This window comes from Kitasatospora sp. NPDC059462, assembly GCF_042749955.1.
Taxonomy (GTDB): domain Bacteria; phylum Actinomycetota; class Actinomycetes; order Streptomycetales; family Streptomycetaceae; genus Kitasatospora.
Genome location: NZ_JBHYUU010000054.1, coordinates 16,999 through 43,344, shown reverse-complemented (window position 1 = coordinate 43,344; position 26,346 = coordinate 16,999). Strand labels below are relative to the sequence as shown.

Annotated in this window: 22 protein-coding genes; 7 read left to right on the top strand and 15 right to left on the bottom strand. The window is 77.5% G+C overall.

The features are described 5' to 3' along the window. Nucleotides 1-115 precede the first annotated feature (115 nt). Both ACFXAM_RS16585 and ACFXAM_RS16580 read right to left on the bottom strand, forming a co-directional pair. Nucleotides 116-352: a DUF6296 family protein gene (locus tag ACFXAM_RS16585; RefSeq protein WP_380291744.1), complete on the bottom strand. Its 237-nt coding sequence runs from the start codon at nucleotides 350-352 to the stop codon at nucleotides 116-118. Between the two features lie 191 nt (nucleotides 353-543). Beyond that, nucleotides 544-1,566 (bottom strand): ANTAR domain-containing protein, encoded by a 1,023-nt coding sequence (locus ACFXAM_RS16580; RefSeq protein WP_380291743.1) that lies wholly within the window; start codon nucleotides 1,564-1,566, stop codon nucleotides 544-546. Nucleotides 1,567-1,747: 181 nt separating this feature from the next. On the opposite strand from ACFXAM_RS16580, the gene ACFXAM_RS16575 reads away from it, so the two are divergent. Continuing rightward, on the top strand, nucleotides 1,748-2,647 hold the full coding sequence (locus tag ACFXAM_RS16575; RefSeq protein WP_380291742.1) for a Rieske 2Fe-2S domain-containing protein: 900 nt from the start codon (nucleotides 1,748-1,750) through the stop codon (nucleotides 2,645-2,647). Nucleotides 2,648-2,701: 54 nt separating this feature from the next. Here the strand turns inward: ACFXAM_RS16575 and ACFXAM_RS16570 are convergent, their stop codons facing one another. Next, the gene (locus ACFXAM_RS16570; RefSeq protein ID WP_380291740.1) at nucleotides 2,702-3,145 is read right to left on the bottom strand and encodes a GNAT family N-acetyltransferase; all 444 of its coding nucleotides are present in this window, start codon (nucleotides 3,143-3,145) and stop codon (nucleotides 2,702-2,704) included. A gap of 77 nt (nucleotides 3,146-3,222) precedes the next feature. Beyond that, nucleotides 3,223-3,801: a hypothetical protein gene (locus ACFXAM_RS16565; RefSeq protein ID WP_380291738.1), complete on the bottom strand. Its 579-nt coding sequence runs from the start codon at nucleotides 3,799-3,801 to the stop codon at nucleotides 3,223-3,225. Between the two features lie 290 nt (nucleotides 3,802-4,091). Here ACFXAM_RS16565 and ACFXAM_RS16560 point away from each other — a divergent pair, with 290 nt between their 5' ends. Together ACFXAM_RS16560 and ACFXAM_RS16555 are read left to right on the top strand one after the other, a co-directional pair. Further along, on the top strand, nucleotides 4,092-4,742 hold the full coding sequence (locus ACFXAM_RS16560) for a HemK2/MTQ2 family protein methyltransferase (protein WP_380291736.1): 651 nt from the start codon (nucleotides 4,092-4,094) through the stop codon (nucleotides 4,740-4,742). Then, a complete protein-coding gene (locus ACFXAM_RS16555) occupies nucleotides 4,726-4,956 on the top strand; it encodes a CDGSH iron-sulfur domain-containing protein (RefSeq protein WP_380291734.1) in 231 nt (76 codons plus the stop codon). Before ACFXAM_RS16560 ends, ACFXAM_RS16555 begins: the two co-directional genes overlap by 17 nt. Here ACFXAM_RS16555 and ACFXAM_RS16550 read toward each other — a convergent pair. The 9 genes from ACFXAM_RS16550 to ACFXAM_RS16510 form a co-directional block, all read right to left on the bottom strand. Next, complete coding sequence (locus ACFXAM_RS16550) at nucleotides 4,944-6,530, bottom strand: N,N-dimethylformamidase beta subunit family domain-containing protein (RefSeq protein WP_380291732.1); 1,587 nt, start codon at nucleotides 6,528-6,530, stop codon at nucleotides 4,944-4,946. The genes ACFXAM_RS16555 and ACFXAM_RS16550 overlap by 13 nt on opposite strands. 96 nt (nucleotides 6,531-6,626) lie before the next feature. Beyond that, complete coding sequence (locus ACFXAM_RS16545; protein ID WP_380291730.1) at nucleotides 6,627-7,655, bottom strand: iron-containing redox enzyme family protein; 1,029 nt, start codon at nucleotides 7,653-7,655, stop codon at nucleotides 6,627-6,629. 1,073 nt (nucleotides 7,656-8,728) lie between these two features. After that, complete coding sequence (locus tag ACFXAM_RS16540) at nucleotides 8,729-11,233, bottom strand: SpoIIE family protein phosphatase (RefSeq protein WP_380291728.1); 2,505 nt, start codon at nucleotides 11,231-11,233, stop codon at nucleotides 8,729-8,731. A gap of 284 nt (nucleotides 11,234-11,517) precedes the next feature. Continuing rightward, complete coding sequence (locus tag ACFXAM_RS16535) at nucleotides 11,518-12,198, bottom strand: HAD family hydrolase (protein ID WP_380291726.1); 681 nt, start codon at nucleotides 12,196-12,198, stop codon at nucleotides 11,518-11,520. Between the two features lie 18 nt (nucleotides 12,199-12,216). Further along, entirely contained in the window at nucleotides 12,217-12,597 is a 381-nt protein-coding gene (locus ACFXAM_RS16530; RefSeq protein ID WP_380291724.1) for an STAS domain-containing protein, read from the bottom strand. A gap of 50 nt (nucleotides 12,598-12,647) precedes the next feature. Further along, nucleotides 12,648-12,782 carry a hypothetical protein gene (locus tag ACFXAM_RS16525; protein WP_380291722.1) on the bottom strand — a complete coding sequence of 45 codons (135 nt, stop codon included), beginning with the start codon at nucleotides 12,780-12,782 and terminating at the stop codon, nucleotides 12,648-12,650. 68 nt (nucleotides 12,783-12,850) lie between these two features. After that, nucleotides 12,851-13,798, bottom strand: a complete 948-nt coding sequence (locus tag ACFXAM_RS16520; protein ID WP_380291720.1) for a SigB/SigF/SigG family RNA polymerase sigma factor — start codon at nucleotides 13,796-13,798, stop codon at nucleotides 12,851-12,853. Nucleotides 13,799-14,070: 272 nt separating this feature from the next. Further along, complete coding sequence (locus ACFXAM_RS16515; RefSeq protein ID WP_380291718.1) at nucleotides 14,071-14,409, bottom strand: hypothetical protein; 339 nt, start codon at nucleotides 14,407-14,409, stop codon at nucleotides 14,071-14,073. 263 nt (nucleotides 14,410-14,672) lie between these two features. Beyond that, entirely contained in the window at nucleotides 14,673-17,408 is a 2,736-nt protein-coding gene (locus ACFXAM_RS16510) for a M4 family metallopeptidase (RefSeq protein WP_380291716.1), read from the bottom strand. Between the two features lie 593 nt (nucleotides 17,409-18,001). On the opposite strand from ACFXAM_RS16510, the gene ACFXAM_RS16505 reads away from it, so the two are divergent. Together ACFXAM_RS16505 and ACFXAM_RS16500 are read left to right on the top strand one after the other, a co-directional pair. Then, the gene (locus ACFXAM_RS16505; RefSeq protein ID WP_380291714.1) at nucleotides 18,002-20,056 is read left to right on the top strand and encodes a stealth conserved region 3 domain-containing protein; all 2,055 of its coding nucleotides are present in this window, start codon (nucleotides 18,002-18,004) and stop codon (nucleotides 20,054-20,056) included. A gap of 127 nt (nucleotides 20,057-20,183) precedes the next feature. Then, complete coding sequence (locus tag ACFXAM_RS16500) at nucleotides 20,184-20,867, top strand: hypothetical protein (protein ID WP_380291712.1); 684 nt, start codon at nucleotides 20,184-20,186, stop codon at nucleotides 20,865-20,867. 32 nt (nucleotides 20,868-20,899) lie between these two features. On the opposite strand, the gene ACFXAM_RS16495 is transcribed toward ACFXAM_RS16500, so the two are convergent. Beyond that, the gene (locus tag ACFXAM_RS16495; protein ID WP_380291710.1) at nucleotides 20,900-21,364 is read right to left on the bottom strand and encodes a GreA/GreB family elongation factor; all 465 of its coding nucleotides are present in this window, start codon (nucleotides 21,362-21,364) and stop codon (nucleotides 20,900-20,902) included. A 202-nt stretch (nucleotides 21,365-21,566) separates the two neighbouring features. On the opposite strand from ACFXAM_RS16495, the gene ACFXAM_RS16490 reads away from it, so the two are divergent. Both ACFXAM_RS16490 and ACFXAM_RS16485 read left to right on the top strand, forming a co-directional pair. Beyond that, the gene (locus tag ACFXAM_RS16490; protein WP_380291708.1) at nucleotides 21,567-22,244 is read left to right on the top strand and encodes an RDD family protein; all 678 of its coding nucleotides are present in this window, start codon (nucleotides 21,567-21,569) and stop codon (nucleotides 22,242-22,244) included. Between the two features lie 237 nt (nucleotides 22,245-22,481). After that, nucleotides 22,482-24,602, top strand: coding sequence for a HelD family protein (locus tag ACFXAM_RS16485; protein ID WP_380291706.1), 2,121 nt, complete (start codon nucleotides 22,482-22,484; stop codon nucleotides 24,600-24,602). Nucleotides 24,603-24,689: 87 nt separating this feature from the next. On the opposite strand, the gene ACFXAM_RS16480 is transcribed toward ACFXAM_RS16485, so the two are convergent. Beyond that, entirely contained in the window at nucleotides 24,690-26,258 is a 1,569-nt protein-coding gene (locus ACFXAM_RS16480; protein WP_380291704.1) for a multicopper oxidase family protein, read from the bottom strand. Between the last annotated feature and the right edge of the window lie 88 nt (nucleotides 26,259-26,346).

Genomic DNA, 26,346 nt, shown 5'->3' with positions numbered 1-26,346 from the left:
GTCGTCGGGGGGGGGGGGGGGGGCGGGCCCCGCGGGGGGGCCCCCGCCCGGGCGCCGGGGGGGGGGGGGCGCCCCCGCGGGGCCCCCCCCCCCCCCCCACGCTGTGCGCGGGCTCTCAGGGCAGTGGTACGGCGTCCAGGCAGGGGTGCCGGGCGCTTCCGGCGGGCGCGGTCAGGACGGTGGCCACCTGGCCGGCGATCTCCACCCGGAGATCGCCGTCGGCGCTCGCCCACACCGGCCTCCCGCCCGGTCCCAGGGCGCCGGTCCGGTGGACGACGACGACGGAGAGTGGCGCGTGTCCGCCGGTCGTGGCCGGCAGGGTCACCGCGTAGCGGCGGTACGGGTCGGTCATGGCCCGCCTCCTCGGTTCGGCCCCCGCCTGTCGATTGTCCGCACACCGGGCCGGACCGCACCTCGGGGCCGGCGGCCCCGGGCCCGCTTCCCGGGTCGCGGCGTGCTCCGGAACCCCGGCGGGTTCCCCGGGCGGGCGGCGGCAAACCCCGCCGCGGGTCGGCCCGGGGCGCGGGTCGGCCCGGCGGCGGATCAGTCCGGGTCGGGTGCCGGGCCGGACTGATCCGCCGCCGGGCCGGTGCTCGGCCGGTCGTGGGCGCTCAGCCGGCGGGCCACCGTGCCGAGGTCGGTGTCCAGCCGCCGGGCCGCCCGGGCGAGCAGCATGAGGGCGGTGTGCGGCGCCACCCCGTAGCGCTCCATCACCACGCCCATGGCCAGCCCCGTGGTGTGCCGCCGGTCCAGCAGGTCGGCCACCGCCCGGGCCAGCGCGGAGCGGTCCAGGGCGATCGAGGACTGCAGGGCGAGCGCCGCGACCAGCCGCAGCACCGACGCCCCCGGCTCCGTCGAGGAGAGCAGGTAGGCGCTGAAGGCGGTGCACCCGTGCGGGTGGGTCCGCAGGTGTGCCGCGACCACCGTGCGCACGCCGCAGCGCCGGGCCCGGTCGGTGAACCGCCCCGGGCGACCCGCCTCGATCCGCACCACGACCTGGCCCTCCCCCTGGGTCCGGATCCGTGCCAGCGGCCCGGCCCCGGCCTCGCCCTGCGCCCGCTCCAGCGCCAGCAGCTGCGGCGAACCCGCCGCCAGGGTGTGCACCGCCCCGTCGTCGTGCCAGGTGCTCACCGCCGCCCCCGCGCAGTCCGGCAGCGCCACCCGGGCGAGGTGGAGCACCTCGCCGAGGGTCGAGAACGGCCGCGACCGGCCCCGCTCGCGGCCCGCGAGCTCGCCGAGCTCCGCGAGCAGGGTCTCCGAGAGCGCCTGTGCCGGGGCCGCCCGCCGCCGCCCGGCTCCGGGCCCGGAGCCAGGGCCGGGGCCTGTGCCGGGGCCTGTGCCGGGGCCTGTGCCGGGGCCGCCCGACGCGGTGGGCCCGCCGTCTTTGGCGTCCAGCAGTTCCCGGGCCCGCGTCACGGCCCGCGCCGCGTCCGCCTCCCCGGTGTAGACGCCGATGGTGTAGCCGATGTCCCGCAGCCGCTGCCGCGCGTCGGACGAGCGGTCCCCGGCCAGGGCGTCGTGCTCGGCGACCAGCCTGCGCAGCTCCGCGACATCCACGATCGACATGGCCACCTCCGGTCGGGTCCGCACAGTATGCCCAGCCGGGTACGGCACGTGACGGCGGCGCGACGGGGCGTCGCCGGGCCCCGTCGCAGGGAAGGCCCGGACGGCGGACGACCGGCCCGGCCCTGCCCGGCCCGGTAGCGGACGCGGGTTTGCCCGGCCGCCGGTCGGCTAGCCGCCGGGTATGGACACTTCCTCCCATGACCTCCCGCAGGGCGGGCCGTGCTCCCGCCGGCTGCGCGACGCCCTGGACGCCCCGGCCGGCTGGCGGTTCCTGGACCGCGCCGCCGCTCCGCTCGCCGACGCGCTGAACGGGCTGCCGCTCGGCCGCTACCGCGATCTGCTGCACGGTGTGTGGCTCGGCCACCCCCTGCACCCGGCGCTGGTCCAGCTGCCGCTCGGCTGCTGGATCTCGGCGGAGCTCCTGGACGCCCTGCCCGGCCACCGCCGGGCGGCGGGCGTCCTGGTCGCCGCCGGGCTGGCGGCGGCCGGGCCCGCCGCCGCGGCCGGCTGGGCGGACTGGGCCCGTCTGGACCCGCCCCGGCGGCGCACCGGGCTGGTGCACGCCGCCGCCAACAACGCGGGCGTCCTGCTGTTCGCCGCCTCGCTGGTGGCCCGCTGCCGCCACCGGCCGCTGAAGGGCCGGCTGCTCGGCCTCGCCGGGCTGACCGCCGTCTCGGTCGGCGGCGTGCTCGGCGGCCACCTCTCCTACCGGCAGGCGGCGGGCCCCAACCGGGCGGCGGCCGTGCACCGGCTGGCGCCCCCGGACTGGGTCGGAGTGGGGCCGGTCGAGGACTTCCCGCCGGGTGAACCGGTGCGGCGCACGGTCGACGGCCTGGCGGTCGTGGTGGTCCACGACGACCAGGACCGCTGGCACGTCCTCGCCGAGCGCTGTGCCCACCTGTCCGGCCCGCTGGCCGAGGGTGCGGTGGTGGACGGCTGCCTGCGCTGCCCGTGGCACGGGAGCGAGTTCCGGCTGAGCGACGGCGAGGTCACCCGGGGGCCCGCCACCTCGCCCCAGCCGGTGCTGGAGGCCCGGGCGCTCTCCGGACACCTGGAGATCCGGCTCCCCGGCGCGGGCTGACGGAGGACGGGGCCCGGGCACCCCGGCGCCACCGGAACGCTCGGCGGGTGCGGGTCAGCGCGGCTCGACGCCGAGCCGGAAGCCGAGTTCGGTGAACCCCAGCGCCGCCGCCACGCGCCGGGACGCCGGGACGCCGGCCCACCACTGCAGCAGCAGGTCCCGCGCGAGCGCGTGCCGCACCGCGGCGGAGGCAGCCGCCCGGGCGAGGCCGCGGTCGCGGCCGCGCAGAGCGAGGGCGATCAGCACGGCCAGGCGGCCGGTGCGGCACGGCCGGCGGCGGCAACCGGCCGCAGCGACGACCCGGCCGCCCGCCCGGACAGCGAAGGCCGGCGAAGTGATCTCGTCGAGGCCCGCCTCGACGGCATCCGCCCGTGCGAGGCCGCGGCCGCGCACGGCGAGGGCCGTCAGCACCGCCAGGTGGCCGGTGCGGCACGGCCGGCGGCGGCAACCGGCCGCAGCGGCAATCCGGCCGCCCGCCCGGACAGCGAAGGCGGGCAAGGTGATCTCGTCAAGGCCCACCTCGTCGACATCCGCCCACCCCGCGGCCCGTACCGCACCGCAGCGCAGCCGGCCGCTCAGGCGAGGCCGCGGCCGCGCACGGCGAGGGCCGTCAGCACCGCCAGGTGGGCGGTGCGGCACGGCCGGCGGCGGCAGCTGGCCGCAGCGACGATCCGGCCGCCCGCCCAGACGGCGAAGGCGTGCGAGGTGATCTCGTCGAGGCCCGCCTCGACGGCATCCGCCCACCCCGCGAACGCGCGCCGCACCCCGGCGCAGCCGGCCGCCCAGGCGAGGCCGCGCAGGGCGAGGGTCGTCAGCACAGCCAGGCGGCCGGGGCGGCACCGCCGGCGACGGCAGCCGGCCGCAGCGGCAATCCGGCGGCCCGCCCCGACGGCATCCGCCCACCCCGCGGCCCGTTGCAGGCCGATCGGTTCCGGGTGCCCGGCCGGCAGCAGCTCCACGCCTGCGCCTGCGCCCGCGCCCGCGTCGACCGGCCGGAAGCCGGCCTCGGACACGTGGGCGATCGCGGCCGGTCCGAGCATCCGGCCGCGCGGGAACGCCCTCGCGAACACCGCCGGATCACCCAGCCGGCCGGCCGGCACCCCGGCCACGGCGGCGCGGATCCGGTCGGCAGCGTCCTGCATCGGCGCCGTCACGACGGCCGCCCCGCCGGCCGGCCGACACCCCGGCCGCGGCGGCACGGGTCTGGTCGGCGGCGTCCTCCGTCGGCGCCGTCACGACGGCGGCCCCGCCGAGGACGACGACGCCCGCCCAGCCGGGCGGGCAGAGCCGCGGCCCGGGAAAGACCACCGCCTCGACCTCGCCCGCCGCGCCGAACACGACCGGCGCCGCCGGTTCCCACCACCGGAGAATCGTCCGCCACGGTCCGATCCTGCCGGGTGGCTCGCCGGGGTGTGGGACCGGCCGGGCGGGGCAGCCGCTCGGCATGCTGCTGATCAGACCGCCCGGCGTGTACCCGCCGCAGGGCGACACCGACCTCCTCGTCCGCTGCCTGCGCGGTGAGCGCCTCGACGCCGCCAGCCGGGTGCTCGATCTCGGCACCGGGACGGGCGTGGTGGCGCTGGCCGCCGCGCGCACCGGGGCACGGGTGACGGCGGTGGACCTCTCGGCCCGCGCCGTGCTCACCGCCTGGGTGAACACCCGGTTGCACCGCAGCCGGGTCGAGCTGTGCCGGGGCGATCTGACCGGCCCGGTGAGCGGGCGGCACTTCGACCTGGTGACCGCCAATCCCCCGTACGTGCCCGCCGAGGAGCCCGGGCGGCCCCACGGCGCGGCGCTGGCGTGGGACGCCGGGCCGGACGGGCGGCTCGTCCTCGACCGGATCTGCCGGGAGGTGCCGGGGCTGCTCACCGCCCGCGGGGTGCTGCTGCTGGTGCAGTCCTCGCTCGCCGGGGTGCCGCAGACGCTGGCCGCGCTGCGCGACGCGGGGCTGCGGGCGGCCGTGGTGGCCCGCCGCCGGCAGGTGTTCGGGCCGGTGATGACGGCGCGGGCCGGGCTGTTCGAACGGCTGGGGCTGATCGGGGCCGGTGTGCGCGAGGAGGAGTTGGTGGTGGTGCGCGGTGTCCGGTCGCGGTGACCCGGGCGGCGGCGGTCGTCCGCCGGTGCGGGTGACGGTCCTGGCGGAGGGGCCGATCCTGGTGGAGGGCCCGGTCGAGGTGACCGGGCCGGACGGCACGGTCCGGCTCTGCGAGCGCCCGGTGGTGGCGCTCTGCGCGTGCCGGCGCAGCCGGAACCGCCCGTTCTGCGACACCAGCCACCGGCGGCGCCGGGCCCTGCCTCAGTCCGGGTAGACGCCGCGCACGTTGTCCTGGGCCGGACGGGCGGCGGCGGCCGGGCCGGCCGCGAAGGCCCGCAGGACGTTCTCGGTCACCCGGCGGGTCAGCGCGCCGGTGCGACCGTCCAGACCGTGGTTGACGCCCGGGGTGGCCGGGCCTTCGGCGTCCAGCGACTCGACCCAGCGCATGGTGCCGCAGGCGAACACGGCCGCGCCGGAGGGGTGGGTGTAGTAGGCGGTGTCGGCGTGGGCGCGCCGGCCGTCGCAGACCACCGGGGAGTGGGAGACGATCTCCAGCGGCCGGGGGAAGGAGCGGACCGCGTCGACGGTGTCGTACTCGACGCCCACCAGGTGCTCGAAGGAGTCGCCCGCCGCCACGCCGGTGCCGTCGAAGATCCAGTGCCCGGGGGCGGTGACGACGTACGGCGCGTCGACGGGGTAGCCGTCGTACAGCACGCCGAGCAGCGAGCTCTCCGGGTCGGCGCCGGGCCCCAGCCGGAAGTCGGTGGTGGCCGGCCCGCCGTCCAGGTAGCCGGGGTCGCGGGCCCAGTCGCCCTTCCAGCAGGCCATGATCCGGTCCTCGCCCAGCGGGGACGGCTGGTACCGCACCCGTCGGTAGCAGCAGTTGGCGCCGAGCACGGCCAGGTTGGTCCCGGCGTCGCGGGCCGCGGTGACCGCCGCGCGCTGCTCGGGCGACCAGTACTCGTCGTGGCCCGGCGACAGGACGGCGTGCGCGCCGTCGAGGATCCCGGGGCGGCGGTGCACGTCCACGCCGGTGGCGTAGGACAGCGGCAGTCCGAGGCGCTCGGCCAGCGCGATCAGCGGCGCCTCGTAGACGAGGAACAGGCCCGCGCCGTCGTCGTCCAGGTACGGGCGGTCGAAACCGACCTCCAGCGAGCGGGTGGCGAGCCCGCCGCTCGGGCCGTCGTACAGGTCGTGGCCGCCCCACCGGTTGTACGCCTGCCAGGTGCCGACGGCGTTGACGACGACGAGGGTGCCGGCGGTGGCCGCCGAGCGGATCGTCAGCGGCACGTAGCGCTGCCCCTGGCCGTCGACGGCGTCCAGGCGCAGCAGGTAGCTGCCGGGCGGCCAGCCGGTGGTGTCCAGTTCGGCGGACGGTTCCCAGGTGGTCGTCACCGTGCGGGTGCGGGGGTCGACGGTGGCGGCCGGCCGGCGCTCGCCGGGCAGCGGTGGTGACCGCCACAGCAGGCGGGCGCGCGCCCCGCCGTACCAGCCCATGCGGTAGGCGCTGACGCGGAAGGCGGGGGCGGTGGTGGACACGTGCAGCCGCACGCGTTCGCCGGGCAGCGCGCTGACCCGGTCGGCGTAGCCCTCGACGGCTTCCGGCGGGCCGGCGGCTGTGATCCGCCAGTCGGCGTCGCCGGGCAGGGCGTTCTCCGCTGCCGTCGGCGTGGGAGAGGCCCCGGACGAGGCCTCCGGGGAGGTGGCCGGGGCGACGGGCGGGGTGGGGGCCGGCGGGGTCTCCGGGGGCGCGGGGGTCGGGGAGCGGGTGCAGGCCCCGGCCGCCGCGGCGGCGAGCGTCAGCCCGAGGAACCGCCGCCGTCCCGCCATGCCGCGCTGCCCGTCCATGCACCCTCCGAACCCTCGGCGTCCGCGGCCCCTGCTGACCGGTCGTCGGGAAAAGGATGCGGGAGCCCGCACCGGCGCGGCGGCAGCGACACCGCCTCAGCCGGGGCCGTCGGGCAGCGGCGAGCGCAGCGAGCTGCGCCCGGCCCGCCAGTGCTCCAGCAGGTGGGCGGCGAACCGGCCGTCCACCGCCTCCGTCGCCGCCAGGCCGAAGGCGATGTCCCCGGCCAGCCCGGGCTCGGTGGCCGTCAGCTCGTCGATCACGCCACGCCGGACCAGTTGCTCGTGGACCGCGTCCGCCTCGACGTGCTCGCGGTAGAACAGGGTGCCGTCCGGACCGGCGCCCAGGCGCTCCAGCGCGGCGGCCAGCCGGGCGGAGCCCGGCGAGGAGGTGATCTCGATGGCGGCGAACTGGCCGACGGCCGCGCCGCGCAGCGAGCGGTGCAGCCCGAACAGCGTCATCAGGTTGACCACCGCCAGCGCGGGCGCGGGCACCGCGTCGAGGTAGTGCCCGTAGGCCGGCTCCAGGTCGAGGTCGGCCATCATCCGGGCGAACAGCAGCGCGTGGGCGTTCTCGGGCCGCCCGGCGCCGTACTCGTCGAAGGCGACGGTCATCAGGACGGCCTGGGCGGGGCCGTGGATCCTGGGCAGCAGCCACAGCTGCGGGTCGGCCTCCTTGAGGTGGTAGACCGAGCGGTGCACCAGGTACTCCCGGGCCTGCCAGCGCTCGCCCTCGGCCTCCAGGTACGCCGACGGGCCGCCGTCGCCCTCGGCGGTCAGCAGGCGCCCGACGGCCTCGGCGAGGGGCGTCACGGGCCGGGCCGCCTCCCGGACGGCGGCGAGGAAGGGGCGCTCCAGACCGCGCCGACGGGCGAGCAGGCCGGGGTCCCACTCCCAGCCGGGGTGGACGCCGGGCAGGCCGCGGTCGTGCAGTTCGTAGCAGAGGTGCAGGGCGAGCTGGTGGTCCTCGCCCCACGGATCGGTGCCCCGGAGCGCTTCCGTCCAGGCCCCGTCGCCGGCCGCGGAGCCGCCCGGGGCACTGGCGTCGGCGCCGTCGGGCGGGCCGGCGGTCACCAGCGCGAGGACGGCTGCGGAGAGCGGCCCCCGGGGAGCCGGGGCCCGCCTCATCGCGCGCTCCCGCCGCCGGAGGCACGCCGGTCCGGCCGTACCCCGGTCGGCCCCCACAGCCCGGGCGCCGCCGGGGCGGCCGGCGCCCGCGTGCCGCCGGTGGCCGCCCCCAGCGCCCCGGGGCCGTGGACGGGCCGGGCGTTCGGTGTCCGCGGGTCCATGCTGTCCGCCTCCTCGGCATCGTGCTCCGCTTCCGGCCGGGCGGGTGCCCCGGATCGCCCGGAACGAACCTCACGCACGGGGCGGCCGGCCCACGCGTCCGCACGGGCCGGGCCGTTGCCGTCGGGGCCCTGGACGCGTACGGCGGGGCGGCCGGCAGCCTGGCACCGTGGGGCCCGGTCCCGCCAAAACGGTCCCACCATGCCGCTGCTGCCCGGCTGCCCCCACGGGCGAGCTGCCGGCCCGACGGGGACCTTCGAGACCGTCACCGGCAGCCGGACGGGCAGGCCCACCGGGCGGGGGCGAATCACGGCGATCGGCGCCCACGCACGCGGGGACGGCGAGGAGGCGGCTCCGCAAGCTCGCCAACTCGGGCAGCAGCCCGGCCGGCCGGCCGGGAACAGCAGACGCGGCAGAGTCCGGCTGGTCGGCGCACACGTCGGCAGCCGCACGACAGCGGACGGGCAGGGCGCAGGGTAGGCCGTGATCGACGACGGCGGGACCGGTGCTCAGGCCGGCGGCGGCCCCGCAGGCCAGGTGGCCGGGGGCTCTCGCCGGGAAGCCGCGCGGCAGGGGCGGCCGTCACCGCCCGGGATGCGCAGAGCGACAGCAAACCGGCGATCGACGCGGGCAGGACCAGCGACCGGGCCACCCCAGGCAGGCGGCCGACGCGCACCTCGGCACCTCGGCACCACCCCCCGGACGCCCCCCGCCGAACCCCTCGCCCGGCAACCGCGCGACAAGGGCAGGCATCACCGCCCGGAATGCGCAGACCGACAGCGAACCAGCAATCGACGCGGGCGGGAGCAGCGACCGGGCCACCCCGGGCAGGCGGCCGACCCACACCTCGGCACCACCCCCCGGACGCACCCCGCCAGCCCCCTCACCCGGCAACCGCGCGACAGGGGCAGGCGTCACCGCCCGGGCAGGGCCGGAACGCGCAGGGCGAGGAGGAGTCCGTGGTCGACGGGGGCGGGGCCGGTGGTCAGGCGGGCGGCGATGCGGTCGAGGTGGGCGGGGAGGGCAGCGGGTCCCGCGCAGTCCGGGGGGTCGGCGGCATCGAGGAGCAGGCGGGCCGTGCGGTCGGCGGCCGGGGCGTGCACCGGCCGGCCGAGGGTGGCGAACAGGAGGACGTCGCCCGGCCGCAGGCTCAGGTCGGACTGGTCGTACCGGGCCCCGGGGCGGGCGCCGAGGGCGGGGCCGACGGGGCCGGGGGCGAAGGCGGCCCCGCCGTCGCGCAGGAGCAGCGGGGGCACCTCGTCGGCGGCGGTCCACAGCAGTTCACCGGCGCGCGGGTCGTAGAGGGCGCAGACGGCGCCGACCGTGCGGTGGCCGTTGTGCTCGCCGAGCATGGCGTTGAGCACGTCGAGCAGTTCGGCCGGGCCGGCCCCGGTGTGGGCGAGGGCGCGCAGGCCGTTGCGGACCTCGCCCGCCCGGACGGCGGCGACCGGGCCGCGGCGGCCGACGCCGCCGACCGCCAGCAGGTAGCGGCCGCCGGGCAGCCGCAGCAGGTCGCACAGGTCCCCCGCCGAACGGGGGTTCTCGGCGCCGCGGAGGGGGCGGACGGCGCTCTCCGGCCCTCCGGTCTCCGGCTCGGCGACGGACGACGCCGCCGTCAGCGCGGTCCGCAGGGCCCGCGCGGCCCGGTGCTCGGCGGCGGCCCGGCGCCGCTGCTCGGCGAGGCGGGACCGGACGGCGGTGAGCTGGTCGTCGGCGTGACGCCTTCCGGTGACGTCCTCGACGACGCCGTTCACGGTGCGCGCCCGGCCGCCGCCGGGATCGGCGAGCGACTCGGCGACGACCCGCAGGACGCGCGGGGCGGCGCCGGGCGCGCCGACCACGCCGAACTCCAGGGTGGCCAGGTGCTGGCCGGCCAGCAGCCGGCGGACCAGCAGGCCCGCGGCGGGCCGGTCCTCGGGGCACACCCGGTGCAGCAGCCCGGCGAGCGGCACCACGGCCGGCTGCCCGCCGCCGAGGCCGAGCAGCCGCAGGGCCTCCCGGGAGCAGTCCGGTCCGGGGTCGCCGGTCGACCAGCGGAAGCTGCCCACGCCCGAGAGCCGTTGCGCCTCGGCCAGGTGGGCCGCGCGTTCGACCGGGCCGCGGCGCGGGCGCCAGGTGAGCAGCAGGCCGTCCAGGAAGGGGGTGGCGCGGATCGTCACGGCCCGTTCCGGCCCGCCGGTGCCCTGGCTGAAACCCTCGGCGGGGCCCTCGTGCGGGACGGCCTCGACGGCGGCCCGCAGGATCCGGGCGAACGTCCCGGTGGCCACCAGGCCCGGGTGCAGTTCACTGAGGCGCCGGCCCTGGGCGGACGGGCCGGGGCCGACGGCGGCCCGGTTGGCGTAGGCGACGCGCAGGTCGGTGACCGGCCCGCCGCGACCGCCCGGGCGGACCGCGGAGAGCGCCAGGACCGGGGAGAAGGTGGCGTCCAGGACGCCGCGCAGCCAGGCCTCGCCGCCGGGGACGGGGAGCGCCGGCTCGCCGCCGTCGCCCGCCGCCACCCGCAGCAGGTTCACGCCCACCGGGCCCGCCAGCGCGTTGACGTACCGGGTGGCGGAGCGGGCCTGCTCCGCCGGGCCGGCCCAGCCGAGGCTCATCGCGCCGATGATCCGCCCGGCGTGGTGCAGCGGGACGGCGCAGGCGCTGCGGCCGGGGACGATGCGGCCGGTGACCGGCCGGCCGGCGTCGCCCTCCGGAGGGTCGAACTCCCAGACCATGCCGCCGCCGTGGGCGGCCGAGACCAGGGGCACACCGGTCTCCGGCGGGATCCGGCGCCACTGGCTGAGCCGCTGGGCGGGAACGCCGTGGCCGGCGACCAGGGCGAGGGCGCCGTCCGGCTCCAGCAGGCCGAGCACGACCGCGATGACGCCGACGGGGGCGAGGGCGACCTCGTGCAGCACCCGGGCGAGGTCCTCGGGGGTGTCGGCGCTCGCCAGCGCCGAGGAGGCCAGGTGGAAGAGCGCCGCGAGGTCCTGGACCCGGGCGCGGGCCGCCCCGCCCGGCGGGTGCGGCAGGGGCCGGGGCGGTTCGGGCTGCTCCGGGAAGGCGGCGGCCGGTTCCTCGCCCTCCGGCAGCGGCGGCCCGGCCGGGGCCCGTTCGCCGTCCCGTGGCGCCGCGGCGTCCTCGGGCGGCGGTGCGGCGACGCCCACCAGGCCGGCGGCGAGGTCGACCACCTTGCGGTTGGTGTCCTGGGAGAGGTGCACCAGGTACGCGAAGGCTTCGTCGGGGGTGCAGCCGAGCCGTTCGGTGAGCATCCCCTTGGCCTGCTCGATGACGCCGCGGCTGCGCATCGCGCGGCGCAGCCCCTCGGCCTCGGTGCGCAGCCGGTCCACGGCCTCGCGCAGCACGGCGGTCTCCTCGGCACCCGGCGTGGTGGCCGGGCGCGGGGGGTCCTGCCCCGCGGTGGAGGACGGGCCGGGCACGGTCACTCCTGCCCGCGCGGGACGGCTCCGGGCCGGTCGGGGCAGGGCCGGTCGGGGCGGGGCCGGGAACGCGGCCGGAGGAGGAGGGGCTGGAGAACGGCGGGCTGCATGACGGTCTCCCCGGTGTCGATGGGGTTCCGCCACGCGTACCCGGTGCCGTCTGCCGGACACCCCGGCGCGCACGCGGGACCTCCGGACGGGCGGACCCGCCCGGACTTCCAGTATCGCGGTGCGGACCCGGCCGGGTCGAGCGGACGCGGTCCGCGCCGCGCGGCCGGGGCGGCTCAGCCGGGGACCGGCGGGCGGGCGAGCAGGCTGGTGTCCAGGCCGGCCAGCAGGTCCCCGGTGTCGGCGTGGACCTCGACGGCGCCGGCGCCGAGCAGGTCCTGGGCGGAGTGCCCGCCGCTCTCGACGGCCACGCACGGCACCCCGGCCCGGGCGGCGGCGGTGACGTCCCAGAGCGTGTCGCCGACGAACACCGCCAGCTCGGGGGCGCTCTCGGCCCGGTCGAGGGCGGCGCGGACGAGGTCGGGCTCGGGTTTGGTGGCGGCGACGTCATCGGCGGTGGTGACCGCGGCGATCACCTCGTCGGCGCCCAGCGCGGTGCGCAGCGCGGTCAGCTCGCGCTGGGACGCGGAGCTGGCCAGGACCACCCGCCAGCCGCGGCGGGCGCAGGAGCGCAGCAGTTCGGCGGCGTCGGGCAGCGGGCGCACCACGGGCCAGTACCGGGCGTAGAGGGCGTCGTGGGCGGCCGTGACGGCCTGGTCGTCGGCGCGGTCGCGGTCCTCGCCGAGCAGGTGGTCGAGCAGCCGGTCGGCGCCCATGCCGACGGCCCGGTGCACCCGGACGGCGGGGACGGCGCGGTCGTACTGGCGCAGGGCCTCCCACCAGGCGAGGGTGTGCAGGTAGGTGGTGTCGAGCAGCGTTCCGTCGACGTCGAAGAGCGCCGCCGGGGTGGTGGTCATCGGATCCTCCTGGGGGGCCTAAGGTGGCGCGGTGTCGTGGACGGCGAACGCTTCGGTGGCGCCGGTGAGTTCGAGCACCCGGCGGACCAGCGGCCGGGGGCGGGCGAGTTCCACGCGGCTGCCGAAGCCGGCCGCGCGGGCGGCGGCCTCCAGCAGCGCGCCGACGCCGGTGGAGTCGCAGAACGCGAGGTCGCCGCAGTCGATCACCACGACGGTGCCGGGGACGGCGAGCGCGCGGTCCAGGGCCCGGCGCAGGACGGCGACGGAGTCCAGGTCGAGTTCGCCGTGCAGGGCGAGGACGCTGCCGCGGGCCCACGGCCGGAGGCGGACGGCGAGTCCGGCGGATTCGTCCGGCACGGTCGTGGTGTCGGCGGGCGGTCGGGGCTGGTGGCGGGTCATCGCGGGTGCTCCTCGGGGTGCACGGTGCCGGGTGGTGGCGGCACCTGGGCTCACGCGGTCCGGTAGGGGGCCGCGCGCGCGGGGGCGAGGCGCAGCCCGTGGCCGGGTGCGCCGTCGGCGCCGGGGGTGACGGTGCCGCCGGCGGGGTCGGACCCTGCGGTGACACGGTGCTTCTCCTCCTTCACGCCGACGGCCCCCCGCAGCGCGGCTAACCGCTGCGGGGGGCCGGAAACGCCCGGAGGGGTGCGGGTTGTCAGCCGGGCCCGGACGGAGCGTCCGACGGGCCGTCCGCCGCCCGGTCCTCCAGTTGCTCGCGCAGGTGCGCGAGGGTGGCCGAGAGCAGCCGTGAGACGTGCATCTGCGAGACGCCGATCCGCTCGGCGATCTCCGACTGCGTCCGGTCCTCCCAGAAGCGCAGCTTGAGCACCACCTGCTCGCGGCGCGGCAGCTGTCCGAGCAGCGGGCGCACGGCGGTGCGGAACTCGGCCAGCTCGATGCCGGGGTCGCAGGAGCCGAGCCGGTCCAGCAGCGCGCTGCCGGACTCGTCGGTGTCCTGGTCGCGCAGCGCGTCCAGCGAGTTGGGCCGGTAGACCCGGCCGGCGACCAGCCCCTCGACGACCTCGTCGACGGTGAGGTGCAGGTCCTCGGCGATCTCCTCGGGGTGCGGCAGGCGGCCGAGCCGCTGCTCCAGCCGGTCGGAGCCGCGGGCGACGGTCAGGTAGAACTCCTGCATCCGGCGCGGCACCCGGACCGGCCAGGAGGTGTCCCGGAAGAACCGCTTGATCTCGCCGGCGATGGTGGGGATGGCGTAGGTCACGAACTCCACCCCGCGCTCCGGGTCGTAGCCGTCGACCGCCTTGATCAGTCCGACGGTGCCGACCTGGAGGATGTCGTCCATGTCCTCCGGACGGTGGCGGAAGCGACCGGCGATGAACCGCACCAGCGGCATGTTGAGTTCGATGATGGTCCCGCGGACGTAGCTGTAGGCGTGCGACTCGCGGGGCAGCCCGCCGAGCCGCTCGAAGAGCGCGTCGCTGAGTTCACGGGCCTCGGTCTTGCCCATCACCCGCAGCTGCGCCTCGCTCGGGCGCGGGGGCAGGTCCGGCGGCAGGGCGTCCGGCAGGGCGGACGGCGCGGTGGGCGGGGCGGACGGCGGGGCGGACGGGGGGTCGGCGCACGGGCCGGTTGGGAGTGTCGACATGGACACGGCTGTTCTCCAGGGAGCGGGAACGCCTGGGCCGCGAGGGACGGCGGGCGGGAACTCCCGCACGCACCGCGGCTCCTCTTCCCGAAGACCTCTGCCCGGCTTCTTCAAGCGACGGTCCAGGTGGCGCCCGACGGGCGCGGGAACGGCCGGCGTCGGTGCACCACGGCCACTCCGATGACAGTGGTACCCGGAATGCGGCGATTGATACCGATCTGCCCGGACTTCCTCTCCGCCCCGCGCCCCACCCCCGCGCCCCACCCCCGCGCTCACCGGCCGCGACGGACACGGATCCGGCGCGGCCCCGCCCTCGTCCCCCGGGCGAGCAGCAGCACGGCCGTGGGCAGCCACACCACGGAGTACAGCGCCACGGCGAGCGCCGTGTGCACCGTCGTGCCGACCAGCAGCAGCCCGAGCGAGAGCGCCGCCGGCAGCACCGGCACCGACCCCGGCACCCGGGCGGCGGCGTCCAGCGCCCGGCCCGCGCCGCCCGGCAGCACGAACCGCATCGTCCGCAGCCGCTGCTCCAGCCGCCGGTCCGCGCGCAGCCCCGCCTCGATCTCCGCCAGAACGCGCCGCTCCCGGCTCGACAGACCTTGACCGTCCATGACCGCCACCTCCGCACCGGCGCTCCGTGGCACCGGACACCCCGGCGGGTGCCCCACCCCCACCCCGGCAATCCGCCGGAGCGGGCAGCGGGGCACCGGGGGCGGGGCGGGGTGGGGCGGGGCGGGGGCCGGGGGGCGCGACGGACGGGGCCCCCCGGGCCGCGGGGGGCAGGCAGCGGCCGGGCGGGCGACCAAGGGGGCGGACGGGGTCCGGGCGCGGGGTCGGCGCCGTGGGTCGGACCCCGGGGCAGCCGTCCCTCCGGTCAGCAGGTGCCGGTCGGACGCTCGCGCACGACCAGGTCGGTGCGGCCGGCCGTGGCGTCCAGCCAGAGCACCCGGGTGCCCCGGTCGGCCGCCGGGACGTACTGGCCGCCGCGGTTGCAGGAGACCCGCCGGGGGGTGCCGCCGGCCAGCGGGAGCTGCCAGAGCTTCGGCAGGTCGGCGTTGTGCACGGGGCCGTTCGGCTCCTCGAAGGCGTGGACGAAGGTGACGGCCTTGTCGGAGACGGTGAAGCTCTCGATCCGGCGCAGGTCGGCGGTGGTGCCGGTGAGCACCTCGCTCACCCCGGAGCCGTCCACGGCGCCGGAGCGGATCGAGCTGCCCGTGCTCTTGTCGTCGGGCTGCTCCACCCAGTACAGCCGGTCGCCGGCCAGCCGGGTCTGCTCGGCCCGGACGGCGGGGGCGCCCTCGCCGTCACCCAGCACGTACTGGGCGACGACCCGGCCGGTGGCGATCGAGTAGACGGTCGGCGCGAACACGGTCCGCTCACCGGACGTCCAGATCTCGGTCCAGCCCAGCAGTCCGCCCTGGAGGGTGACCGAGGAGGCGGCATGGCCGTCGGCCAGCGGGATCTGCACCACCGGGCCGCCGTTCACCGAGATCGCGGGCAGCGCCCGGTGGGTGGCGAAGTCGGCCAACCGGAAGGCGATGGTCCCTCCGGAGACCTGGACGTCCGAGACCTGCTGGTTCGGGCCGGTGTAGACGCTGCGCAGCGGTCCGCCGTCCAGCGGGCGGGCCAGCACCTCGGCGCCCCAGCCGCCGCCGGGGAGCCCGCCCAGGGTCGTCCACGCGGCGGTCGTGCCGTCGGTCGCGGGCCAGGCGTGCGAGCGGCCGTCGTCCGGGCTGAGCCGCACGGGTTCGGCGGAGCTGCCGACGGTTCCGGCGACGACGCCGAGGACGCCGCCGAAGCCGTGGCCGGTGGTGGCCGCCACCCAGCGGCCGTCGGCGACGGCCGGCGCGACGAGCCCGCCGGCGACGTCGCCCAGCACCAGCCGGCTGTCCACGCCGATCCGGCGCTGCCAGCCCTCCTTGATCCCGTGCGCGTCGAAGGCGCCGGCGACGGATCGCAGCTGGGCACGGGACAGGCCCATCGACCGGCCCGCCGCGAGCACCGCGTTGCGGGCCTCGACGAAGCCGTCCAGCGGGGTGAGGTACTCGCTGAGCGCCCGGTAGACCAGACGGTCGGCGGTCAGCGGGTCCAGGGTGCGCCGGATGTCCCACAGCGCCCCGCCCATGATGGTGGAGTTGAGGTGCGCCCCGCCGCTGTCGACGCTGTAGGGGGCGCCCACGTAGTCGGCGACCGTCGTGCGGCCGTCGTCCAGCCGCCGGTCCGCGCAGGCCTCCGGGGTTCCGGTGCGGCAGAGGCTCTCACCCAGCAGGGCGGCGCGGGGGTCGTCCATCGACAGGCCCCGGGCGGTCACCTCGATGGCGTTGCCGAAGTAGTCGGAGACCGCCTCGTCCAGGGCCCCGGACTGCCCTATCATGATCAGCCCGGCCGTCTTCTCGACCACGCCGTGGGTCATCTCGTGGCCGGCCACGTCGATCGCCACGGCGAAGGGGAACTCCTTGGCACCCCCGCTGCCGTAGATCATCTTCTGGCCGTCCCAGGCGGCGTTGCGCATCGGCTTGCCGAAGCTGGTCGCGTTGACCATCGCGATGATCGGGCCGTTCTGGCCGTCGATGCCCTGGCGCCCGAGCCGGTCGCGGTAGAAGTCGTACACGAGCCCGGCGTTGATGTGCGCGTTGGCGGCGCCGGTGGCGGCCGCCGAGGCGGGGAAGTCCGGCGTCGCGGAGGCCGCGGGCTGGACCCCGGCCGGCATCCTGCCCCTGACCTCCAGGTATTCGCGCCCCTCCGCGTCATAGGTGGTGATGGTGGCGGGGCGGGTGAGGTCGGTGAGCTGGTAACTGCCGTCCGGGAGGCGGCCGATGTTCACCTGCACGGGGTTGCCGTGGACGTCCGGAGCGGTGCCGACCGCCGGCTCGGGGGCCCCTGCGGCACCGGCGGACCCGGCGGCCTGCGCGGCCGGCAGCTGCGGGGCGCGGACCTCGTAGGCGAGCGCGACCGCGCCGACGGTGGCGTCCACGAACACGGCGCGCGCCTTCGCCTCCCCTGCGGCCGCGTCGGCGCCGCGCACGGTGAAGTGGCGGGCGAGCCGGCCGGTGCCGCCGGGCAGCACCACCAGGCCGTGGTCCTCGGCCGTCGCGGCCTGCCGTGCGACCGGGTCCTCGACCGCGCCGAGCGCGAGCTCGCGCAGCACCGCGTCCGGGACGCTCTGCGCGGTCGGGGCGGCGAGCCCGGTGAAGTACTTGCCGCCGACCGACTCGACGCGCTGCCCCTCGCCCTCGCCGACCAGGTGGACGAGGTAGGCGGCCCCGAAGACCGGGAGGCCGCCGTACTGCTGCGCGAACCTGACGGTGCGGCGGCCGTCGGCGGCGCGCTCCGTCCCGGTCTCCACCAGCTGGGCGGGGTCGACCTGGTAACGGTCCCGGTGGGCGGCCAGGTGGGCCCGCGCCGCGTCGGCCGGGGTCGCGCCGGGGGCCGCCTCGGCCAGGCCGGTGACCAGCTGCGGGGCGGCGGTGTCCGATCCGGCGACCAGGCCCGGAACGGGGTCGGGGTCGGCGGACGGGACGGCGGACGCGGTCGGCATGCCCAGGCCGAGGCCCAGGACGGCGGCGATCGCCGTGCCGAGCAACTTGGGCGAACGGGAACGGTGGTGCACTGCGGTCCTCCCACAGGAAGCGAAGGGCCCGGCCGTCTGCCGGACCACGCGGGTGCGGCGGGCGCCCACACCCCCCACGGCTCGTCCGTTCTCCGGAGCCGGCCGCCCGCCTGGCGAACACCATAGGACAACTCTCGGCATATGTCGACCACCTGCATATGCAGGCCGACGAGAGTCGCTCCCGGCAGGCGGACACGGACGTCAACCCCGGGCAATGGCCGGGTCACGACAGGACAAAGGTGGCGGAAAGCCGGATCGCGACGGCAGGACAGATCCGGTGAATCGGCGAACCGATGACGGGCCCTCAGGCCGGTCGCACACCATTCACCACGGACGGCACTCCCCGGGCGACGCCTCGCAGAGCCGAAAAGACATGCGATTGTTACCATGGCTCAACACAGAATTCGCCTGGTCGCATACGATCTCGTGCGGACCGGAAGCCCGTCCCACCTGCGCCCCCGTCGGGTGCACGGGTGAGCCGGTCGCGAAGAAGAAGAGGCGAGGAAGAGAGCCGGAGGAGCGGAGCAGAGACCGGCAGCTTTTCGGGGGACGTGAAACGCCTGACACCAGTACCGAGAGCCCTGGAGTTCCCTTTGCCGATCCGTCCGGCCGATTTCGCGGCCAAGATGCGCCCGCTGGCCGCGCTGGCCCGTCGCAACCGGCCCGTCGGCGGCACGCCTGCCGGGCCGGCCGCCGGGGCGCCGGAGGAGGTCGCGCCGGAGGCCGCGCACAAGGACGTTGCCGAGGCTGCGCACGAGGCCGCGCACGAGCCGGTCGCGCCGGTTGCGCAGGTCGAGCCCGAGGACGCCGCCCAGGAGGAGCCCCGGTCGCCGTACGAGCGGCTCGGCGAGGAGCGGGCCGCCCGGGAGGCGGAGCTGCTCGGCACGGTCCCGGGGGTCGTCCGCCACCGCGAGCACCTGGCCGAACCGCGCCGGACGCTGCTGCCCGGCGACCGCCGCGACGGCAACCTGGCCGAGGTGAGCGCGGCGCTGCGGACGGCCGGCCTCGCGCACGGCATCGTGCCCGACCGCCACCCGCGGCACCGGCTGGCGATCCGCCCGGGCGACCGGACGGCGGTGCTGGAGGCGCTGGCCGCCGCGTTCGCCGGCCAGGCCGTCTACGCCGGTCTCCTGGAGCACGGGCGGACCCTCACCACCGTGCTCGCCGAGCAGCTGCCCGGCGCGGTCGGCCTGCTGGAGGCGGCGGCGGAGCCCGCGCCGGACGCGGAGGACCGGGAGGCGGCCGAGCGCGACGGCGAGGAGCAGGACGGCGAGCGGGCCGGCGAGCAGGCCGGGCCGATCTGGCCGGCGGACCGGGTCAAGGGCGTGCGGATCTACCGCCCGGCGGTGCTCGGCACCCTGCTGTACGGCCCCGAGACCGGCTGCGACGTCGAGTTCTGGGACTCCGCCGCGCCCTCCGAGGGCGCCATAGCGGCGATCGACGAAACGCCCTTCGGCTGGTGGGTGCCCTCGCTGGAGGCCACCGCCACCACCACCGTCGGCGGCCGGCCCTACCCCCTGCTCGACGTCTTCGCGGCCTCGCTGCCCGAGCAGGTCGACTTCCCGGTCGACGCCGTGATCACCTGGGTCGACGACGCCGACCCGGGCTGGCAGGAGCGCCGGGCCGCCGCCCGCGCCCGGCTCGCGCACACCGCCGCCCCGATCGCGGAGGAGGACGGCGTCGCCGAGAGCGGCATCGCCGGCGACGCCGACCAGCGCTTCCGCAACCGCGACGAGCTGCGCTACTGCCTGCGCGCCCTGGCCGCGCACGCGCCGTGGATCCGCCGGATCCACCTGGTCACCGACGACCAGACACCGCACTGGCTGGACACCGCCCACCCGGGCCTGACCGTCGTCCCGCACCGGGTGCTGTTCGCCGGCACCGACGCGGGCCCGGTGTTCAACTCCCACGCCATCGAGACCCGGCTGCACCTCGTCCCGGACCTCGCCGAGCACTTCCTCTACCTCAACGACGACGTCTTCCTCGGCCGCCCGCTCGTCCCGGAGGACTTCTTCCTCGGCAACGGCATGCCCCGGTACTTCCCCGACAACCGGATCATCCCGCCCGGCGGGGCCGAGCCCGGCGAGTCGGTGTACGTCGCCGCGCAGAAGAACACCCGGGCCGCGCTGGCCGCCGCCGTCGGCAAGACCTACCCGCGCACCCTCAAGCACTCGCCGCACCCGCTGCGGCGCAGCGTGCTCGCCGAGAGCGCGGAGCGGTTCGCGGACGAGCTGCACGACACCGTCCGCTCGCCGTTCCGCTCGGCCGCCGACCTCGCGCCGGTCACCCTGGCCATCCACTACGGCCACGCCACGGCCCGCACCGTCGAGGGCCACCTCTACGACGGCTACTTCGTCACCGACAGCACCGAGGACCTCGGCCGGCTCGCCCAGCTGCACGAGGAGCGCTGGGCGGACTACTTCTGCCTCGCCGACGGCACCCGCGACCTGCTGTCGCCCGAGGAGCAGGAGCAGGCCGTCACGGAGTTCCTGCGCGCCTACTTCCCGGTGCCCTCGCCCTTCGAGCGCCGCGACCCGGAGCCCGAGCGGGCCGACGAGCCCGACGAGCCCGCCGGGACCGCCGGGACCGCCGGGACCGGCAACGCCGACGAGGCCGCCGAGCCCGACGAGGCAGCCGAACGGGCCTGACCAGCGGCGCCCCTCCGGCGCTCCCCCGCGTGTCGTACGTCTCATCGGCGCCACGATCCCGTGCGACCGCGCCGCACTGTGATGGGATGACCCGGCAGAGTGACGACCGCTGACCGGGGGGTACGCCGTGGGGACCAAACTGATCGGGCTGGGACCGGACGCGAGCGCGCCGGACCTCATCGGCGTCGGGCTGATCCGCCTCGCCGTCGAGGAACGGCTGGCGCCCGCGGCCGGCGCCGCGCCGTGGCTGGGACAGCTGCGGGCGGCCTCGTTCGCCGACGCGTGGCTGGCCTTCGCCGACCCCGCGGCGCCCGGCCTCCGGGTGCCGGCCGAGACCGTGCTGCGGGCCGTGGTGCGGCGGGCGGCGGAGCTGGTGCTGCGGCGCCACGACGGGGACGGCCCGGCCGCCCTGGAACGGCTGGGCCGCGAGTCGGCCGAGGCCCGCGACCGGGCGCGGCTCGCCGAGGTGTCCCACCCGGCCGAGCCGGCCGCACTGGTCCTGCTCTGGCACGGGGTCCGCGCGGCCACCGCCGGGAGCGGCCCGGCCGGCGACGCCGAACGCGAGGCCCACGCCGGGTACGTCGCCGAGCGGTCCGCGGCCTACGTCCGGGAGCACTGCCGCCGCCAGGACCTGCTGGCGCTGGTCCTGGCCTGCGCGCGCTCCGCCGCCGCCGCGCTGGCGGAGCTCACCGACGGCGACCGGGGCCTGGCCCTGGCCGCCCTGGACGCCGACGCGGCCCGACACATGGCGCCCGACGCCCCGGTACCGCTCTGGGTCCCGGGCCGTTTCCAGGACGTGCCGCGGGCCTGAGGCGGGCCGGAGGCCAGGGGCGTGCCGCAGGTCTACGTGCTCCCGATCGACACGACGAGCGCCGTCGTCCGGCCGCCGGGCGCCTCGTACTCGACGGTCTCGCCGGCCCGGCGACCGAGCAGCACCTTGCCGAGCGGGCTGTCCGCGGTGACCAGCTCCGGATCCAGTTCCTCGGCGAGTTCACCGATCCGGACGGTCATCTCGTCGGCGTCCGCGAAGCGCAGGGTCACCGTGCTGCCGACGCCGACGCTCTCGGTGCTCGGCGCCCCGGCGGCGGCCGCCTCGCGCAGCCGCCCCTCGATTCCGGCGATCCGGTCGTCCAACCGGTCGAGCTGGTCGGCCCGTTGCAGTTCGTCGGCCTGATCGGCCCGGTCGCCGACGTCCTCGCCGCCGCGCAGGGTGTCGGCGACGGCATCGCGTTCCGTGCGCAGTTCGGCGAGTTCCCGCTCCAGCGTGCTGCGGCCGGCCTCGCTGATGGGTTCGGGTGCACCGGTCATTCCCGTCTCCCTGGTCGGGCCGCCGCGGGGGGCGGCGCAGGCTTGTTCCGGCATTTCCGAACATAACGGACTCCCGGCCTCCCGGCTCGGCGACAACGATGCCCCTGATCGGTAACGACTTGCCGATCGGCCTTCCCCCGGCGGACGCGGGCTCGATAGAACAGCCGTACACCACCGTCGCCGAGGCAGGGAACCAGCCACGATGAGCACCAACGGCCCCAACGGGTACGGCCAGAACCCCTACGAGGGGAACAACCCGCACGGTCAGCAGAACCAGAACCCCTACGGCGGCGGGCAGGAGCAGCCGTACAAGCAGGAGGCCCCCTACGGGCAGCCGTTCGGGGAGCAGCAGCCGTACGGGCAGCACGGCTACGGCACTCCCCCGCAGCAGCCCTACGGCGCGCCGGAGGGCTCCTGGCCGCACGGGCACCCGCAGCCCGGCGCGTTCGGCGGCTCGCCGGTGCCCGGCGGCCGTCCGCTCGCCCCGATCGGCGAGCGCCTGGTCGCCCGGCTGATCGACGTCGGCGTGCTGCTCGTGCCCACCGTGGTGCTCTTCGGTGTCATCGGCGCCTCGATCCTGTACTACGTCCTGGCGGCCCTGCTGTCCTTCGGCTACGAGGCCGCGATGCTGCTCACCCAGGGCGGCCAGACGGTCGGCAAGAAGGTCATGAAGCTGCGGGTCGTCTCGGTCGCGACCGGCGGCAAGCCCGCCGAGAACTCGCTGCTGATCCGCGCTGCCCTCTACACGCTGCCGAACGCGGTCTACTGCCTCGGTTCGCTCTTCGCGCTGCTGAACGTGCTGTGGCCGCTGTGGGACAAGCCGCTCCAGCAGGCGCTGCACGACAAGCCGGCCAACACCGTGGTCGTCAAGGAGTCCTGACCACCCGGCTCCCGCGCGCACCGCACCACCGCGCGCACCGCCTCCCGCCGACCGGGCACCCGGACCGCCGCCGCGCGGCCGGGTGCCCGGTCGGTCGCGTTGCGGGGGCGCGGACGGGGGCGGGGACGGGGCCGGGACCGCGGTCGGGGGACACAACTCCGGTCTACAAGTCAACATTTACTTTCCCCGCGCGACCACGCATAGTGACAGGCCGACACCGAGAGGGGAGCACTTCCTGTGCCGCAGGCCGAGCAGAACGTGGTACGCCAGGTGGAACTGGAGCGGGCGGAGGTGGCCGCCGTCACCGCCCTGTTCGACGACCGGCTCGCCGACACCCGGGCGCAGCTCGCCGTGACGCTCGCGACCCGGGCGGACGGCGCCCGCGAGGCGTACGAGCGGCAGTCGGCGGCCGAACGGCTCACCCGGGAGGTGCGGCGCCTCGAAGGCGCCGAGGGCGGCCTGGTGTTCGGCCGGATCGACCTGGCGGACGGGACGGCGCTGCGGATCGGCCGGCTGGGCCTGCAGCGCGAGGAGGACGAGCTGCCGGCCCTGGTCGACTGGCGGGCGGACGCGGCGCGCGCGTTCTACGAGGCCACTCCGGTGCACCCGATGGGCCTGCGGCGGCGCCGGCACCTGCGGCTGGCGCGGCGCGCCGTCGTCGGGGTCAGTGACGAGCTGCTGGACGGTTCCGAGCCGACCGCCGAGGACGTGGTCGGCGACGGTCCGCTGTCCGCCGCGCTCCAGGAGCGGCGCACCGGGCGAATGGGCACCGCGGTGGCCACGCTGCAGACGGAGCAGGACGCGATCGTCCGCTCCCCGCACCGCGGGGTCACCGTCGTCCAGGGCGGGCCGGGCACCGGCAAGACGGTGGTGGCGCTGCACCGCGCCGCCTACGTGCTCTACGCCTTCCCGAAGGCCGCCGAGCAGGGCGTCCTGGTGCTGGGGCCGAACGCCCGGTTCCTGGACTACATCTCGCAGGTGCTGCCCTCGCTGGGCGAGAACGACGTCGTCCTCGCGACCTGCGCCGAACTGGCGGCCGAGGTCACCGCTCCGGCCGTGGAGGCCGTCGAGCGGCCGCGGGCGGCCCGGCTCAAGGGCGACGCCGCGCTCGCCGGGGCGCTGGCCGCGGTGGTGCGCGCGCGGCAGGCGCCGGACGGGGGCCTCGCGGTCCGCGTCGGGCAGGAGGACGTCCGGCTGGAGGGGGCAGAGGTCGCCCGGCTGCGGGACGCCGCCCGGGTCGGCGGGCTCGCCCACCACCGGGCCCGCCGGCTGTTCAAGGAGCTGCTGGTGGAGGCCGTGACGGCGGTGCTGGCCCGGGGTGCCGCCGAGACGCTGGAGCGGATCGACGCCGAGGTCGCCGAGCTGACCGGCATCGACCTGGACCGGGCCGCGGCGGCGGACCTGCGTCACCTGGGTCTGGAGGCCGGGCCGGGCGACGACGGCCCCGGGTTCGACAGCGACGCCATGCGGGCCGAACTCCTCGACGACGCGCACGTCGAGCGCGCCGTCGAGGGGTTGTGGCCGCGGCTGACGCCCGGCGCGGTGGTGGACGCCCTGCTGGGCGACCCCGACGCGCTGGCCGCGCACCTGCCGGAGTTCACCGCCGAGGAGCGTGCGCTGCTGCTGCGCGCCCCCGCGGCGCCGTGGACCGACGCCGACCTGCCGCTGTTCGACGAGGCGGCGGCGCTGCTCGACGGCCCGCCGGCGCGGGCCTTCGGCCATGTCGTGGTGGACGAGGCGCAGGAGTTCACCGCGCTCCAGTGGCGGATGGTCCTGCGGCGCTGCCCCGGCCGGTCGATGACGCTGGTCGGCGACTTCGCCCAGGCCGGTCCGGCGACCACCGCCCGCGACTGGCACGAGGCGCTGGCCCCGCACCTCGGCCGGCGCTTCGACCTGCGCACCCTGACCGTCAGCTACCGCACCACCGAGGAGATCCTGGCCGCCACCCGCGAGCTGCTGGCCCGGATCGCCCCGGACCAGCCGCCGGTCGGCTCGATCCGGCACGGCGAGCGGCCGCGCACCCTCGGCGCGGCGCCCGCCGCGCTCCCCGGCGTCCTGCGCGCGGAGCTGGACGGCCAGGCGGCCGCCCACCCCGGCGAGCTGATCGGGGTGATCTGCCCGGACGCGTCGGTCACCGCGCTGACGGCGGCGTTGACGGCGGCGCTGACGGCGGCCGGCGGAGGCGGGCAGGTCCGGCTGGTGCCGGCGTCCGAGGCCCGCGGCCTGGAGTTCGACACGGCCATCGTCGTCGATCCCGACGGCATCACCGCCGCCCGCCCCGGGGGTGAGCGCGACCTCTACGTCGCGCTCACCCGGGCGACCAAGCGGCTGTGCACGGTCGTGGTGCGGGAGGACTGACCCGCGCGTCGTTCCCGGTCCCGGTCCCGGTCCCGTTCGCCTTCGCGTGCACGGCGGGCGGGGCGGGAGCGGGAACGACGGGGCGGGTCAGGCCCGGTAGGCGAGAAGGCCCATCATCCCGGCCTCGCCGTGGTAGGCGTTGTGGCAGTGCGTCATCCAGCGGCCGGGGTTGTCGGCGTCGAAGTCGCAGGTCACCGTCCGGCCGGGCAGCACGATCACGGTGTCCTTGCGCGGCCCCTGCTCCCCGACCTGGAAGGTGTGGCCGTGCAGGTGCATCGGGTGCCACATCTGCGTCCGGTTGACGAACTCCAGGCGGACGCGCTCGCCGCCACCGACCAGGAACGGGCGGGCGGCCGGGTCCGCCATGTCGAAGGGCCGCCCGTCGAGCGCCCAGTCGTACTTCGCCATGCCGCCGGTCAGCTCGATCCGGTGGGTGCGGTCGGGGGTGCGCGCCGGGAGGCGCACCTCGTCCGCGGCCCGCAGCTCGGCGGCGGTGAGGATCCGGCCGTCCAGCTCGGCGGGGCGGACGGTGGCCGCCGGCGCCTCGCCCGCGCCGGTGCGGACCAGGGCCCGGCCGGCGGCGCCCTTGCCCTCGGCGAGCGCGGTCAGCGGGAAGACGCCGTCCTGGAGGGTGACCAGGGCGTCGTAGCGCTCGCCCATGCCGATCAGCAGGGCGTCCGCCTCCTCGTGCCGCACCGGGTAGCCGTCGGTGTGGGTGACGGTCAGCCGGTGGCCGCCCAGGGCGAGGCGGTAGGCGGTGTCGCCGCCCGCGTTGACGATCCGCAGCCGCACCCGCCGGCCGGGCGAGGAGCGGTACACCTCGGGGTCGGCGGCGATCCGGCCGTTCACCAGGTGGTGCGCGTACCGGACGTCGCCGGCGTCGCCGCCGAGCAGGTCGCTGGTGGCGCCCATGAGCATGAACGACGGCGGCTGACCGGCGGGGGCGCCCGTGCCGCCCGTGCCGTGGCCGCCCATGTCGTGGCCGGACATCCCGCTCATGTCGTGGCCGCCGCTGCCGCCCCCCATCCCCTTGCGGAGTTCGGCGAACGCCTGGTCGGGGGTGCCGGTGACGCCGTCCAGCCAGTCGTCCAGGACGACCACCCACTCCTCGTCGTACCCCAGCGGCTCCTGCGGGTCCTCGACGATCAGCGGGGCGTACAGGCCCCGGTCGAGCTGGACGCCGACGTGCGGGTGGAACCAGTAGGTGCCCGGCCGGTCGGTGACGAAGCGGTAGGTGAAGCTGCCGCCGGGGCCGACCTGCCGCATGGTGACCGGCGGCACGCCGTCCATGTCGTTGCGCAGCGCCAGGCCGTGCCAGTGCAGGGAGGTCGGCGCGGGCAGCCGGTTGTCCAGCGTGGCGACCAGGGTGTCGCCGGCCGTGGTGCGCACGGCGGTGCCCGGCAGGGCACCGAAGGTCCAGGTCGGGGCGGTGAGGCCGCCGCCCAGCTCGACGGTGGCGGCGGCCGCGGTGACGGTCACCGGGCGCTCGCGGCCGGTGGCGCGCCGCCCGGCCTCGGCCTCGGCGACGGGGCTGCCGGACGGGTCGACGAGCGGCGGGGTGCCGGCCGTGTCCGAGCAGGCGGCGAGCAGGCCGGCGCCGGCGGCGCCCAGGCCCGCGAGCAGCAGGGAACGGCGGTTGACGGTGAATCGGGACATCGTGGTCTCTCGGGTGAGTGCGCGACGGCACCGGCCTGCACGGCCGTGCCGGTGGACGGGGCGGACCGGCGGCGGGAGGGTGCGCTCC